This window comes from Paenibacillus sp. FW126-R14 (genome assembly GCF_058789495.1).
Genome location: NZ_JBYTBS010000059.1, coordinates 31,684 through 45,863, shown reverse-complemented (window position 1 = coordinate 45,863; position 14,180 = coordinate 31,684). Strand labels below are relative to the sequence as shown.

The window sequence follows — 14,180 nt, the reverse complement described above, 5'->3', positions numbered from 1 at the left end:
CTTATAAGTTTATACATTAAACAAACTAAGTTAACCGAGGAGAAAATGGACATGAATAAGCCAGTACAACCTAAAGAACCTTTAGTCACGCATATTTACACGGCTGATCCATCTGCCCACGTATTCGAGGGGAAAATTTACATTTACCCTTCCCATGATCTTGATCATGACGGACCTTCTAATGACAATGGCGATCAGTATGCGATGGAAGATTATCATATTTTATCCTTGGATGATTTTAATTCTCCATGTGTTGACCACGGAGAGGCTTTGCACCTGAGGGATATTCCGTGGGCGAAGCAGCAGTTATGGGCACCGGACGCAGCATATAAAAATAATACGTACTATCTCTTTTTCCCAGCTCGGGATAAAGACCATATTTTCAGACTTGGGGTAGCCACAAGCTTCTCTCCGGCAGGTCCTTTTACACCGCAAGAAAATTATATCCCTGGCAGCTTCAGCATCGATCCTGCTGTGTTCATCGATGACGATAACAAAGCGTATATTTACTTTGGCGGACTTTGGGGCGGCCAGCTTGAGAAATGGCAAACAGGGACCTTCCTTCCAAAGGCGGCGGGACCTGCCGAGCATGAACCTGCATTGGGGCCAAGGGTAGCGGAACTCAGCGATGATATGCTCACATTCAAAGAGGAGCCGCTAGAAATCAAGATCGTGGACGAAGAGGGCAACCCGATACTTGCGGGTGATGAGGACAGAAGATATTTCGAAGGGCCATGGGTTCATAAATACAATGGATACTACTATCTGTCGTATTCCACGGGGACTACGCACTGTCTCGTTTATGCGATGAGCGAGCATCCACAAGGACCTTATGTTTTCAAAGGCAAAATACTTACTCCTGTCATCGGGTGGACCACGCACCATTCGATCGTGCAGTTCGAGGATAAATGGTATTTATTTTATCATGATTGTTCTTTATCGGATGGAGTTAACCACAAACGCTGTGTCAAATACACAGAGCTGACGTATAACGCGGACGGCACGATTCAAACGATTGATCCATATAAATAAACAAGCCGTATCAGAGAGCTGCTCCCAAAGGTCTGAAAAGACCAGAGGGGGCAGCTTTTATTCTTGACGTTTATCCTTGATGCATAGAATCTCAAATTTGGATAAAAATACGAGGAAGGAAATGAATGGGAACAGGTACAGGGGGCGAATTCGGATGACCATTTGGCAATCGTATAAGCGAAGGTCAAGACAAGGTTCCCCAAGTCAGCAGCCACGGACGATCCCGAAGAATGAACCGCCGGCCCATCAGTTTTTGGAAAAGAATGAAGAGGCGAACGTCAGCAGGCAGCTTGAAGAGACGATGAGCAGCATTCAAAACGTATTAGGCGAAAATGACGATTTCATCATACGCCGAATTCGCGTATGCGACGAGCGTCCGGCAGCGGTTCTTTATTTCGCTGACTTAATTGATAAACAAAATTTGAATGATCATATTATGAGGCCTCTGATGTCGACGGCCACTAGCGTTGATTCGCTAACGGATAGTCACGCCATCAGAGAGTTTCTATTGAACGATACGCTGTATGCATGTGAAGGGAGAACGGAAATACAGGTCATTGAAATCGTTCAAGCGATCGTAGAAGGAAATACCGTTCTTCTTGTTGATGGACTAGAGGAAGCGTTTATCTTCAGTACGCGCCATGTTGACAAGCGGGCAATCACGCAGCCGGAAACCGAACAGGTAATCAGGGGCGCGCGCGAAGGCTTTATTGAATTGTTAGGAACGAACGTTTCTCTGCTTCGCTATCGGCTTCCGACACCGGATTTTAAAATAAAAATGATTCGAATCGGGCGTGTCACCAAATCCAAAGTGGCTCTCTGCTACGTAGACGGCATCGTTAATCCTGCTCTCGTCGAAGAGGTGTTCAGACGATTATCATTGATTGATATCGATGGTCTGCTGGATGCAGGATATTTGGAACAATTTATCGAGGATAACCATATCTCTCCGTTTCCGCAAATCCAAAATACCGAGCGGCCTGATAAAGCCGTCTCCAATCTGCTGGAAGGCAGGGTAGTGCTGCTTGTTGACGGGTCTCCGTTCGCTCTGATCTTGCCAACCGTATTCAGTCAATTTTACCAAACAGTAGAGGATTATTCGGAGCGGTATCTTCTCGTCAGCTTCATACGGCTTGCGCGCTTGGTCGCGCTCGTCTTCTCGCTGATTTTCCCTTCGCTGTATGTGGCGCTTATCTCCTTCAATCCGGAGCTTATCCCAACGGAATTTGCGGTGGCGGTAGCAGGCGGAAGAGCGGGTGTGCCATTCCCCTCTGTTATTGAGGTTCTGATCATGGAGGTATCCATGGAGGTTCTAAGGGAAGCTACGCTGCGATTGCCGCAGCAAGTAGGCGGAGCCCTTTCCATCGTAGGTGTGCTGGTTGTCGGACAGGCAGCTGTCGCGGCAGGGTTTATCTCGCCAATTACGGTCGTCATCATTGCTTTAACGACAATCGGTTCTTTTGCCACCCCGGCTTACAACGCGGCTTTGGCTCTTAGGCTGCTGCGCTTTCCGCTGGTCATTTTGTCAGGCATCTTCGGCTTGTATGGGGTTATGATCGGGTTAATATTAATCGCCAACCACATGCTGTCCTTGAAATCATTCGGCGTTCCTTACTTGAGTCCGATCGTCCCGGGCAATTTTCAGGGGATGAAAGACACACTGGCGCGGCTGCCGCTATGGTCCATGCCGAAGCGTCCGGCACAGTTGCACACGCCTAACGACACCCGTCTGGGGAAATTTTCGCAGGAAATGAGTGAAGCAGCGCACAACAACACGCTAGACCCTTTGAAAGTTGGAAACACAAGGAGGAACGAAAATGATGGAGCAGCCTCGTCAGATCACGGTCATTCAAGCGGCGATCATACTGATTAGCACAATCGTCGGGGTTGGCGTGTTGGCTCTTTCTCTTTTTGCCGTCAAATCAGCCGATTCAGGTGCGCCACTTGTCACTTTTCTCGGCTTTTTGCTTGGTTTATTAGGATTATGGTTTGTCACCAAACTAGGTATGCGTTTTCCTTCACAATCCATTATTGAGTACAGCCAGGAGCTGATCGGCAAATGGATGGCTGGTCTATTTAGCGTTATGATCATCGTGCTCTTTTGCTTAATTACTGCGCTCGCTTCGCGTGAATTTGGCGAAGTCGTCGTTACTTCCGTCTTGACGAAGACGCCTCTGGAAGTAACGGTTATTGTGATGCTGTTGCTGGCGGCCGTTTCTTCTCGTGCAGATATCACGACTTTTACCTATATCCATCATTTCTATTTCCCAATTATCTTATTTCCCGGACTGTTGATCGTCGTGCTTTCACTTAAAAATGCGCAGCTAATCAACCTGCTGCCTCTATGGGGGAACGAACCATACGGTATGCATGGGGGCTTGCTTACGATGGCCGCCTTATTTCAAGGCTCATTTGTTATGACAATCGTCATTCCCGCCATGAGAAGGCCGGAGAAAGCGATGCTTGCCGGCGTTATTGGCATGGTAATCGCAGGAGCCTTATATACGCTGATCGTAATTGCCACAGTTGGCGTATTTGGGGCGGAGGAAATAAAGAAATTGGTTTGGCCAACCTTGGAGTTAGCCAAAACGACTTCATTGCCTGCCAATATTTTGGAGCGTTTGGATGGCGCCTTCCTTGCTGTGTGGGTTACCGGCGTTTTCACGACTTTGTTGTCTGCCCACTATTCATCCATTTACTTTATCGGCCAATTGTTAGGGATGCGCGATCACAAGATGTTCTCATTTTTTCTCGTTCCTTTCATTTATGTGCTTGCGATGTTTCCCCAAAACGTTCTTCAAATGTATCAAATCATTCAACTAGTCGGCCGCTGGGGATTAGTTATCACAATTGTCTATCCTTGCGTCCTGCTTATTATAGCTGTGATTCGCAAGAAAAAAGGTCGGGGTGATCAACTTGTGGCAAAATCTGATTAAACAGATTGTTGTTTTCTCGTTGATAGCTCCGCTGCTGACTGGGTGCTGGGATCGTTTGGAAATTGAAGATCGGGCTGTCGTTCTGGCCATCGGCATTGATGAAGCAAACCCTGGCGAGGAGAAGGAAAGCAGCAATGCTACGCATCTTTTAAATAGCAGCACGGGAGCGAACAAGGATCTTATCCGTATCACGGTTCAAATTGCCATTCCAGGGCGTATCCCGCTAGGCACAGGCGGAGGACCCGGCAGTTCGCCTAGTCAAAAACCTGTCTGGGTTCTAACCAGTGTTGGCAAAACGATTGACGATTCTTTGATGAACCTGCAGCAGCAGCTCGCAGACCGTTTGTTCTATGGTCATTTGCGGGTTATTGTGATTTCGGAGGCTGTGGCCAAAAAAGGTATCGCGAACGAAAATGATTTTTTCCGGCGCCAGCCGCAAGTCAGAAGAACCGTGTGGATGGTTGTTTCCAAAGGGAATGCATCGGAAATTATGCATGCTACACCTCAATTGGAACGTGTCCCAGCGTTATATTTGCTGGCTTCTTTGGAGCACGCGAGAGAGATGGGCAAACTGCCTAATATATTTTTAGGCGTTTTTTTCAGTGCCAGCTCTGCCAAAGGGCAGGAAGGGGCGCTTCCTTTTTTGGAATTAAAGAAAGAATCGAATATCGAGATTGCCGGAATGGCCTATTTTAAAAACGATAAAATGGTCGGGCACACGACAGCCCTGCAGATAGGCCATTACATGGCGATCAAACAGATTAATCCCGGAGGCTATAGTGCTCTACAACAAATACCGGGTACAGATACATTGGTCATTTTTACAACAACCCACCGGAGATCAAGGATTACAACTAAAATCAAGGACGGTAAAGTATACACGACGGTTAACTGTCAAATCGAGGGGGATTTTCAGGAGAAGTCGAATGAGAAGTTTCGTGTTACTAAGGAAAATCTGGCGGAGCTAGAGAAGCAAATTGAAAAAGAAGCCAAGCAAGGATTTGAAAAATTCATCCATCAGACGCAAAAGGAGGGCAGCGACATTTTCGGCTTTGGGGAATATGTGCGGGGTACCCAATCCTCCTACTGGAATAAGCAAATTAAGACGAAACAAGAGTGGCAAAACCAGTACAAAGAGATGTTCGTTGAAGTTAATTTGCATGTAAAGATCAGACGCATTGGGACGAAAGCCAAGTAGAGGGGGAAGGGCTCATGATCACTTTTAATTATTACACGATTCTGCTGCTGCTGATTACCGGGGGGCTTGTCTTAATTTTCGATGTGAAGATTTATAAACAGGCTTGCATGCTGAAAGAGAAGAAGGGGGCGAAGATTGTCGGGTGGTTAAATGTTGCATTGGGAGTTCTTTCTTACTTTGGCTATTTGGTGTATGAGAAGTGGTTTTGGAAATAAAGAAGTGGTCATGGAATTATTAAATTTGAGGTAAAGTGGCTCAGATCATTCGGCTTAAGAAGGGAAACAGGATATATATGGAGAATATAACCACGTTGCATCTTGAAACCAAAGATGCAATGACGAGGAGGAGACTAAGAAATGAAATACCGTCAACTTGGCGATACGGAGCTTCGGATTAGTGAAGTTAGCTTTGGCACATGGGCCATCGGTGGGGGCTGGGGTCAAGCTAACGATGAGGAAGCCATAAAAGGCTTAAACTTGGCTATGGATGCAGGGGTTAACTTTTTTGATACGGCCGACGTTTATGGGTCGGGGCATGCGGAAGAACTGCTGGCAAAGGCGACGAAAGGCAAAGAAGACGAGATCTACATAGCTACAAAGTTTTGCCGGGCAGGCGATATTCACGATCCGCATACGTATTCGGAGGAGACCGTTCGCGAGTATTGTGAGAACAGTTTGAAGCGATTGAACCGTGAGCGTATCGATCTCTATCAAATTCACTGTCCGCCGCTAGCCATTCTGAAGGATGGACAAGTTTTTGAAGTGCTGGAAAAGCTCAAAGCGGAAGGTAAAATCCGCCATTACGGCGTCAGTGTAGAGACAGTGGAAGAAGGCTTATTTGCGCTGAGTATGCCTGGCGTGAAAGCGCTTCAAGTGATTTTTAATCTGTTCCGGCAAAAACCGGCCGAGACTTTATTTCCGCAGGCGAATGCTGCAGGGGTAGGGATTCTCGTCAGACTGCCGCTTGCAAGCGGTTTGCTGACCGGGAAATTCACGGAAACGAGCACATTTGCCTCAGACGATCACCGGAATTTCAATGCGGACGGCGCTCAGTTCAATGTCGGTGAGACGTTCGCAGGTCTGCCGTTTACGAAGGGAGTAGAGCTGGCAAGGGAACTGGCATGGATTGCGGAAGGTCGCGGCAACATGGCCCAAGCTTCCATGCGCTGGATTTTGGACAATCCGGACATTACTTGCATCATACCGGGCTTCAAGAACGAGCGGCAAGTGAATGACAACTTGGGCACTGCGCAGACGCCTTCTTTTCAAGTGGAAGAACTGACACGTCTCCGGGCTTTTTATGAGGAGAAAGTGAAAGATTATATCCGTGGTCCTTACTAAGCGATAGTGATGGTGTACCGATGATTAACTTCATTGAGGATTTTATTTTAAACGTCATGTTAGTTTTTTCGCCTCTTGTTTTCTATCCATATTTGTATAAATCACAAAGTCATAGCATGAAGTTTCGGCTATGGCTTTGCTTGTTATTTTCAGCAGCCATCGGATTTACCATGTCGATTCCGGTCAATTTTAACGGGTTGGTTTATGATTTTCGTTCCATTCCATTGTTGGTCGGTTCGCTGTACGGCGGGATCTATGTGGCGATGTTTCTGTATGCAGCCCTTATTGTCATTCGCTTTTTTCTCGGAGGTCCACATTATTTCATCTACATCATCTCTTTTCTTCCGACCATTCTTCTAGTTGCCATTCTCCTTAGAAAGTACCGTGATTTGAATTTAGCTCAAAAAATCATTGCTGCCGTCCTTGGATGCATAGCTATTAAACTCGTTACTTTTCTCATCTACTTCAGCATTTTGAATAACCTGGACCTCTTTGTAACCAACCTCTTCGCCACTTTGAAAACTTACATTCTGCAAAGTATCGTAATCGCGATCTATATTTATCTCATTGAGTTTCTTCAAACCTATATTCATATGCAAGAAGAAGCGATTCGGGGGGAGAAAATCAGGATTGTAAGCGAAATGGCCGCTTCTGTCGCCCATGAAATTAGAAATCCGCTTACGGCCGTGAGAGGATTTATTCAACTAATGGCGATCCCTCATCTAGATCAAACGAAAATACAATTTTACCAGCAAATATCACTGGAAGAATTAGACCGGGCGCAATTAATCATTAGTGATTATTTGGCGATTGCCAAGCCTGAACCGGAAAAAGACGAGCTCATCAATCTGAAAGATGAAGTGCAGTATGTTTCTCAAGTCTTGTTAACGATAGCAAATTATCATGATGTCAAAATGGAAGTTTCGCTGCCAGATGAGCCCATATGTATTCAGGGAGATCGCAATAAACTTCGGCAATCGTTAATTAATCTCGGGAAAAACGCTATTGAGGCAATGCCGAAGAATGGTGGGGTATTGGAAATTATACTGACGGAACAAGCGAATAAACGGATTATCACGATGCGTGATAACGGAATTGGAATGTCGAAGGAGCAAATCAGCAGGCTGGGAACTCCGTATTTTTCGACTAAACAGAAAGGCACCGGCCTCGGTACCATGGTCTCGTTCAGTTTAATCCGAGCAATGAAAGGGAAAATCCATATCACGAGCGAAAAAGGCAAGGGGACCGAGTTTGAAATCTCATTTCCGGCCGTTCGTGTGGATTGCTATGATTCCCATATGCGGAATACGACCAAGAGCTTGCTGTAAAGCAGCTCTTTATTTGTTTTGAATGTATCCTATACGCCAAGAATCCTCTTGACAATTGTCACCAATCCGAATGATAATAAAAACGACTAGTCAGTTTTTTATTTGGAATTGATGATATTTGAGGAGGATTACGATGACTGCACACCTAGATAATTTAGACAAATATGCGTCCTTGGCCATTCAATTAGGGGTTCATGTACAGCCGGGACAAACATTAGTCATCTTCGCACCTCTTGTATCGGTGGATTTTGTACGCCTATTAGTTAAACGAGCCTATGAGGCAGGCGCAAAGCATGTATATGTAGATTGGTCCGATAGTGAAATAACGCGGTTAAAATATGAGATGGCGCCATTTGAAGCTTTGCTCGAATACCCGATGTGGCAGGCCAAAGGATACGAGGAATTAGCCAACCAGAATGCTGCTTTTCTATATGTCGTAGCGAATAACCCTGATCTAATGAACGGTATTGATCCTCATCGCATTCAGACAGCCAGCAAAACAAACAATGCCGCAATCATGGGTTTAACGTCAGCCCGATTAACGAACAAGGTCAGCTGGTCGATTGTCGCAGTTCCTTCCCTTGCCTGGGCGAATAAAGTGTTTCCTTCGCTGCCGGAGGAAGAGCGCGTCGATGCTTTATGGAACGCGATCTTCAAAGCTACCCGGGTGGACGCCGAGGATCCGATCCAGGATTGGAAAACGCACGCCGATGCGTTGGAAACGAAATCCGCTTTGCTTAATCGGAAGCAGTATAAGGCGCTTCATTACCGTACGGAAGGGACGGACATTACGGTCAGTCTGCCAAAAGACCATATCTGGGTATCCGCCGGCGCCAGCAACGAACAGGGCAACAGCTTTATTGCGAATATTCCGACCGAGGAAGTTTTCACGTCCCCATTAAGAAACGGCGTCAACGGAACTGTGAGAAGTACGAAGCCTCTAAGCTATAACGGCGTTCTCATTGAAAATTTTTCTTTAACGTTCAAGGAAGGGAAAATCATTGCTTTTCAAGCGGAGAAAGGCGAGGAGATGCTCAAAAGTCTTATTGAATTGGACGAAGGCTCCCATTATTTGGGCGAAATTGCCCTCGTGCCGCATCGCTCGCCGATCTCTGAGATGAATCTTATTTTCTATAATACGCTGTATGATGAGAATGCTTCTTGTCATTTTGCCATCGGACGGGCATTTCCGTTTTGTTTGCAAGGCGGGACCAAGATGACCCGCGACGAGCTGCAGCAGCATGGGTTGAATGACAGCTTGACGCATGTCGATTTCATGATGGGATCGGCCGACATGGACATTGACGGTATTTTGCCGAACGGGGAAGCAGAACCGCTGTTCCGCCGCGGAGATTGGGCAATTTTATAGACAAAGAATAGGGAGGAGCCGTATGTCGCCTAAAGTTTCGCAAGCCTACAAGGAAGAACGTAAGGCAATCATTCTTGAGGGAGCGCTCCACTGCTTTATTGAAAAAGGCTTTCAAGCTACCACGATCGACGATATTGTTCGGCACTTAGGGATAAGCAAAGGAGCTATTTACAGCTATTTTGCCAGTAAGGAAGAAATGTACATTCAAATGGCTGACGACAAAATGAATGCTATGCTGGAGAATACTACAGAACTTTTCAAAACGATGCCAAGCGCTGCCGATCAGGTCCGCTATATGTACGGACGATTCCGCAATCAATCGCTGAACGAGCTTCGCAGGTGGATGGCTTTCCACTTGGAGTTTATGCTGTACGCGGCTCGCCAGCCGCATTTGACCGAGCGATGGAATGATTACGCCGGTAAAGCCTTGGTCTTCATCCAGGACATCATGGACGGCGGCAAGCAAACAGGGGAGTTTCGCTCCGACTTGGATAGCGCGGCTGTAGCCCGGTTATTCTGGTCAGTCCGGGACGGTCTTGCTCTGCAGTATATGTTAAGCGGCGAAGAAGCCGACTATAAGCGCACGATTGACGACATGGAAAGCATGGTATTCCGCTATATTTTGGGCTAACCCATTCGAACCGGAGGATGAACGCTATGATTTTCAAGAAAATGAGCGAACTGACAGCAGAAGATATGGTGGCGCTTTGGAATAAAGGGTTCGAAGGGTACTTTATCAACAGTGAGCTGAATTTGGAGAAATTTTTGTTTAGAGCTGTGAATGAAGGTCTCTCTTTAGAGCATTCTTTGGTGATGTTTGCCGAACATGAACCTATCGGTTTCGTCATGAACGGATTCCGTTCGATTGATGGCAAAAAAGTAGCGTGGAACGGCGGCACCGGTATTGTTCCTGCCTACAGAGGAAAAGGGTTCGGAAAGCAATTAATGGAAAGAAATCTGCAATTGTATCGTGAGCAGGGGACTGACACGGCTTTACTGGAAGCACTTGTGCAAAATGAAGCGGCAATTCATCTCTACCGATCGGTTGGTTATGAGATTACGGAGCAGCTCATTTGTTTAGAGCGTACAGATGCTCTCGAAGCCAGTTTGCAGGCGTCCGACACTCCTCGGAGATATGCTGTGCATCGAGGGCACCCCGCAGCAGTCAAAGGAGTGCCGTTCTATAGGCCAATGTCGGCATGGCAAACACAATGGGCAAGTATGAAAGGCGGCGAGAGCATAATCATTACCGAGAACGAAGAGGTGGTTGGTTATGCGCTTTGCAAGCGCGTTTATGGCGAGGACGGAAATTTGGCAACGGCGGTACTTTACCAATGCGAGTCGATTCCGGGCCATGAAGAGGAAGGCGCTATTCTTAAAGCGGCATTAAGCGAAGTGTTCGCACCATTTGATTCCTCATATAAGCGATTAGCGATGAACTTGAGGCAAAGCAACAAGTGCTTGAACAAGCTGCTTGAGGAATGGGGGTTCACCTCTTTCGTCGAGCAAGTACACATGTCGCGGCGCATTTGAGCGGTGCGGCCTTGAAACATTCGGATCGTGAAGTATTAGTTTGACGCGGGGGCGCATATGAATCGTTATGAAGATGAAAAACGATTTGATGAAGGGGGTACCCCATGTCTTTTTTTGACAAAGTCAAACAAGGAGCATCCGATGCCGCGAAGAAAGCTCAGCAAACCGTCGAGCTAACGAAGCTGAAATCGCAGATTTCGTCCAAGGAGAAAGAGATAGAGAAATTTTATCACCTCATCGGGGAATCCGTTTATGCGGCGCATGTGTCAGGAAGCTTAGACCGGACCGGGGAAATCGTAGAGAGATTCAGCCATGGGATCGAAGCGGTCAAGCAGGAAATCGCCGTCCTGGAGCAAAAAGTGATCGAAGTTCGCAACGAGAAGGAGTGCGTCTGCGGCAAAGTCGTCGTGGCCGACACGAAATTTTGCTCGGCTTGCGGTCATCCGTTCTGAAGAGGGAGCGGGCGGCCGTCCCATAAGTGTGCTAAGCTATGGTTATAGTCAATAATCAGGGAAAATGAATAAAGAGGAGTTAAGCGGCTTGCAACTTGCATCTGCTTAACTCCTTTGCTTTTTAGCCCGTTGGTCGAAAAAATGGGAAAATTCCCCTCTAAGAGTTCGCCTCTGATCACCAGGTAGGAATATTATGGGATTAGTTGAACTTATACTATACGTCAATCAATCATAAGGAGGGGCCATGCCTGAACCAATCGTCGTCGTTCCCTACAGAGAAGAATGGAAGGAGGAGTTTGCCTCGATTGCCCAAAAAATCCGAGCGGCATTAGGTGAAATAGCGTTACGAATCGACCATATCGGGTCCACTTCCATCCAGGGGCTTGATGCGAAACCGATCATCGATGTTCAAGTAAGTTTGGAAACGTTGGAGCCTATGGAAAAATACAAAGAATCCTTTGAACGAATCGGTTATTATCACAAAGCCGAGAATCCGGACAAAACCAAGAGATATTTTAGAGAAAAGCCGGGCGATCAAAGAACACACATTCACGTAAGAGAACACGGGAGCTGGTCGTCTCTATTTCCTTTACTGTTCAGGGATTATCTGCGCTGTCATCAAGATGAGTGCCTGAAATATGCAGAGTTCAAATATGAATGTATGGCCAGGTACAGGAACGAGAGAGAAAGGTATGTTGAAGCGAAAGAGCCGGTGATTTGGGAAATCATGCGGAATGCCAGTCGCTGGAGCCAAGAAACGGGTTGGAAGCCAGGCGCAAGTGATTATTAATCGGATTTTTATAAGGAGACTAAAATGACCGATTACTACTGGGATAACAAAATTGAGTATTTAAGAAATACAAGAGGCTTGTATTACAACGACGATTATTTGGAGTTTCTCGTAAAGACAGTTTGGAAACTTCATGAGCCGGTCAACGTGATTGATTATGGCTGCGGATATGGCTATTTGGGACTGAAATTGCTGCCGCTCTTACCCAAAGGATCTACGTATACAGGGATTGATAAAGGATCGGAGCTTATAAACACAGCGAGGGAGGTATTTTTGACTCAGCCTTACCAGTCAGAATTTATCTTAGGCGATATTGAGGAAGTAACCGCCTGCAGGAAGTATGACATTGCCATTTGTCATTCTTTTTTATTACATATGTCATCTCCGGCAAATATCCTTCAAAAGATGATAGATAGTGTCATGGACGATGGAATGGTCATTTGTTTTGAGCCTCACTGGATGGCTAATATGTCAAATTGCAGTCTTCATGATCTGGAACAAAGCCAAGTGATTCCACTTGGAACTTTGCAAAAATTGTTTGAAAACGATTTGAAAAGCAAAGGGAAAGACGGAAATATTGGGATCAAAATTCCTGTTTATTTAAGTCAATTAGGTTTAAAAAACGTAGGATGCAGAGTAAGTGATAAAGTTAATTTTCTGGATCAAAACGCGGATCCTCAAATAAATCAACGCCTGTATAGCTCTTTGAAAGAGGAGGGTATAGGCAGGAATCCCGGGGATGAAGAGATATTTGTACGAAACATAATGAGCCGAGGACTGACGGAGAGGGAAGCGCTTAGCCAATACGAGGCGGAGCTGCGTTTTTCAAAGGAATTTCAGATAGATTCTTTCCTAACGTATGCTCCCAATATGAAAATTACATTCGGAACAGTAAAAAGATAAACTTTGAAATCTTTTTGTAACCATATTGACATAATGTAAGGGCATACATTAATATTTATATAGATTCAGGAAAACGTTTGGGCATGGATTTTGGATATTGGTTTGGGATTTGGGTATTGAATTGTTTTCGAATTGGATTTGCGGTTTTGAATGAAAAGGAGCTGTTACATTATTGCCTACACTTAAAGATATCGCCGAGTTAGTGGGCGTCTCGATTTCAACCGCCTCGCGTGTAGTCAGGAACGATACGAGCAGGCATATTAACCCGGAGACGAGAGCCAAAGTATGGGAGGCCGTACGTCAGCTCGACTATACGCCAAACGAGTCGGCGCGCCATCTCGTGAATAAGCAGAAGACCGGAAAGAGACAGACCAAACAAATCGGCTGCATAATTCAAGCGGCGCGTCTGAATGACGATCACCCCTACTATTCACCGATCATCACATCTTTTACGAAAAAGATATTGGAATCCGGTTATTCGTTAGCGTTCATACACACTTCCGACGAGCTCGCAGACGATGCGCTCCTGCATCGATGCATTCATGAGATTCAGGTGGATGGCGTCATCATCATAGGCGAAGTGGGACCTGCCATTCTGGAGTTTCTCCAAAAGGTGGAAGATCTGGCCTTGATCGGCATTTGTACGATTGGGACTGAAATTACGATGGTGGATTACGATCGTATTCACGCTGCGAAATCCGCTGTTGATCATCTCATTGCGCAAGGCCACAGGACGATTGGATTTGTCGGCGGGCCCGGACATACGGGAGAACTGAACAGTGAAGAGCGATTCCAGGGTTACAAGTTCGCCATGTATGATGCGGGAATACCCATAAACAAAGACTGGGTGATAGACACCCGATGGGAAATTGACCGCAGCTACGAGTACGTGAAAGAACAATTAGCGCAATCGGATATCGAGCGGCCAACGGCTATTTTTTCGGCAAGCGATCAGTTGGCAATCCCGGCTATGCGCGCAGTCATCGAAAGCAATTTGCGAATTCCGGAGGACATCGCCTTTATCTCGATGGATAATATTGATTTCGCGCAGTATACTACGCCGCCTTTATCTTCAGTGCATGTGCCTAAAGTCGAGATCGGCATGACGGCCGCCGCAACCTTGCTTGAGATGTTAAAGGGAGAGCAGCTAGCGTTATCTAGAGTACTGCTGCCACATAAAATCATTGTGCGGCAATCGTCAACGTTTAATAGAAACTAATTTTTTTTGAAACTCAGGATAACGTTATCCTGAGTTTGGCGCCAATAAATATCGACTATTTCAAGGAGGTGACTTTCACT

General features: G+C 46.1%; 14 protein-coding genes. All 14 read left to right on the top strand.

From position 1 onward, the window contains the following. Nucleotides 1-51: 51 nt before the first annotated feature. The 14 genes from AC3WRW_RS27470 (at nt 52) to AC3WRW_RS27405 (ending at nt 14,100) form a co-directional block, all read left to right on the top strand. Nucleotides 52-1,032: a glycoside hydrolase family 43 protein gene (locus AC3WRW_RS27470; RefSeq protein ID WP_492549409.1), complete on the top strand. Its 981-nt coding sequence runs from the start codon at nt 52-54 to the stop codon at nt 1,030-1,032. A 154-nt stretch (nt 1,033-1,186) separates the two neighbouring features. Continuing rightward, entirely contained in the window at nt 1,187-2,905 is a 1,719-nt protein-coding gene (locus tag AC3WRW_RS27465; protein ID WP_492549408.1) for a spore germination protein, read from the top strand. After that, a complete protein-coding gene (locus AC3WRW_RS27460) occupies nt 2,853-3,968 on the top strand; it encodes a GerAB/ArcD/ProY family transporter (protein ID WP_492549413.1) in 1,116 nt (371 codons plus the stop codon). The genes AC3WRW_RS27465 and AC3WRW_RS27460 overlap by 53 nt, the downstream gene beginning before the upstream one ends. After that, entirely contained in the window at nt 3,940-5,166 is a 1,227-nt protein-coding gene (locus AC3WRW_RS27455; RefSeq protein WP_492549407.1) for a Ger(x)C family spore germination protein, read from the top strand. Before AC3WRW_RS27460 ends, AC3WRW_RS27455 begins: the two co-directional genes overlap by 29 nt. Before the next feature lie 14 nt (nt 5,167-5,180). Then, entirely contained in the window at nt 5,181-5,381 is a 201-nt protein-coding gene (locus tag AC3WRW_RS27450; protein WP_492549406.1) for a CLC_0170 family protein, read from the top strand. A gap of 141 nt (nt 5,382-5,522) precedes the next feature. Continuing rightward, nucleotides 5,523-6,506 carry an aldo/keto reductase gene (locus AC3WRW_RS27445; RefSeq protein ID WP_492549405.1) on the top strand — a complete coding sequence of 328 codons (984 nt, stop codon included), beginning with the start codon at nt 5,523-5,525 and terminating at the stop codon, nt 6,504-6,506. 20 nt (nt 6,507-6,526) lie between these two features. Then, nucleotides 6,527-7,834 (top strand): ATP-binding protein, encoded by a 1,308-nt coding sequence (locus tag AC3WRW_RS27440; RefSeq protein WP_492549404.1) that lies wholly within the window; start codon nt 6,527-6,529, stop codon nt 7,832-7,834. Between the two features lie 133 nt (nt 7,835-7,967). Next, nucleotides 7,968-9,203: an aminopeptidase gene (locus tag AC3WRW_RS27435; protein WP_492549403.1), complete on the top strand. Its 1,236-nt coding sequence runs from the start codon at nt 7,968-7,970 to the stop codon at nt 9,201-9,203. 22 nt (nt 9,204-9,225) lie between these two features. Beyond that, nucleotides 9,226-9,834, top strand: a complete 609-nt coding sequence (locus AC3WRW_RS27430) for a TetR/AcrR family transcriptional regulator (RefSeq protein WP_492549402.1) — start codon at nt 9,226-9,228, stop codon at nt 9,832-9,834. 26 nt (nt 9,835-9,860) lie between these two features. Then, nucleotides 9,861-10,736 (top strand): GNAT family N-acetyltransferase, encoded by an 876-nt coding sequence (locus AC3WRW_RS27425; RefSeq protein WP_492549401.1) that lies wholly within the window; start codon nt 9,861-9,863, stop codon nt 10,734-10,736. A gap of 104 nt (nt 10,737-10,840) precedes the next feature. Beyond that, nucleotides 10,841-11,188 carry a hypothetical protein gene (locus AC3WRW_RS27420; RefSeq protein WP_492549400.1) on the top strand — a complete coding sequence of 116 codons (348 nt, stop codon included), beginning with the start codon at nt 10,841-10,843 and terminating at the stop codon, nt 11,186-11,188. 244 nt (nt 11,189-11,432) lie between these two features. Next, nucleotides 11,433-11,978, top strand: coding sequence for a GrpB family protein (locus AC3WRW_RS27415; protein WP_492549399.1), 546 nt, complete (start codon nt 11,433-11,435; stop codon nt 11,976-11,978). A 24-nt stretch (nt 11,979-12,002) separates the two neighbouring features. Then, nucleotides 12,003-12,881, top strand: a complete 879-nt coding sequence (locus tag AC3WRW_RS27410; RefSeq protein WP_492549398.1) for a class I SAM-dependent methyltransferase — start codon at nt 12,003-12,005, stop codon at nt 12,879-12,881. A 172-nt stretch (nt 12,882-13,053) separates the two neighbouring features. Further along, a complete protein-coding gene (locus tag AC3WRW_RS27405) occupies nt 13,054-14,100 on the top strand; it encodes a LacI family DNA-binding transcriptional regulator (RefSeq protein WP_492549397.1) in 1,047 nt (348 codons plus the stop codon). Nucleotides 14,101-14,180: the final 80 nt, after the last annotated feature.

Bases quoted from the DNA above. Each gene is read 5' to 3' on its own strand.
- AC3WRW_RS27465 (WP_492549408.1), top strand. From the start codon at position 1,187: ATGACCATTTGGCAATCGTATAAGCGAAGGTCAAGACAAGGTTCCCCA.
- AC3WRW_RS27470 (WP_492549409.1), top strand. From the start codon at position 52: ATGAATAAGCCAGTACAACCTAAAGAACCTTTAGTCACGCATATTTAC.
- AC3WRW_RS27450 (WP_492549406.1), top strand. From the start codon at position 5,181: ATGATCACTTTTAATTATTACACGATTCTGCTGCTGCTGATTACCGGG.
- AC3WRW_RS27410 (WP_492549398.1), top strand. From the start codon at position 12,003: ATGACCGATTACTACTGGGATAACAAAATTGAGTATTTAAGAAATACA.
- AC3WRW_RS27430 (WP_492549402.1), top strand. From the start codon at position 9,226: ATGTCGCCTAAAGTTTCGCAAGCCTACAAGGAAGAACGTAAGGCAATC.
- AC3WRW_RS27440 (WP_492549404.1), top strand. From the start codon at position 6,527: ATGATTAACTTCATTGAGGATTTTATTTTAAACGTCATGTTAGTTTTT.
- AC3WRW_RS27435 (WP_492549403.1), top strand. From the start codon at position 7,968: ATGACTGCACACCTAGATAATTTAGACAAATATGCGTCCTTGGCCATT.
- AC3WRW_RS27460 (WP_492549413.1), top strand. From the start codon at position 2,853: ATGGAGCAGCCTCGTCAGATCACGGTCATTCAAGCGGCGATCATACTG.
- AC3WRW_RS27415 (WP_492549399.1), top strand. From the start codon at position 11,433: ATGCCTGAACCAATCGTCGTCGTTCCCTACAGAGAAGAATGGAAGGAG.
- AC3WRW_RS27420 (WP_492549400.1), top strand. From the start codon at position 10,841: ATGTCTTTTTTTGACAAAGTCAAACAAGGAGCATCCGATGCCGCGAAG.
- AC3WRW_RS27445 (WP_492549405.1), top strand. From the start codon at position 5,523: ATGAAATACCGTCAACTTGGCGATACGGAGCTTCGGATTAGTGAAGTT.
- AC3WRW_RS27425 (WP_492549401.1), top strand. From the start codon at position 9,861: ATGATTTTCAAGAAAATGAGCGAACTGACAGCAGAAGATATGGTGGCG.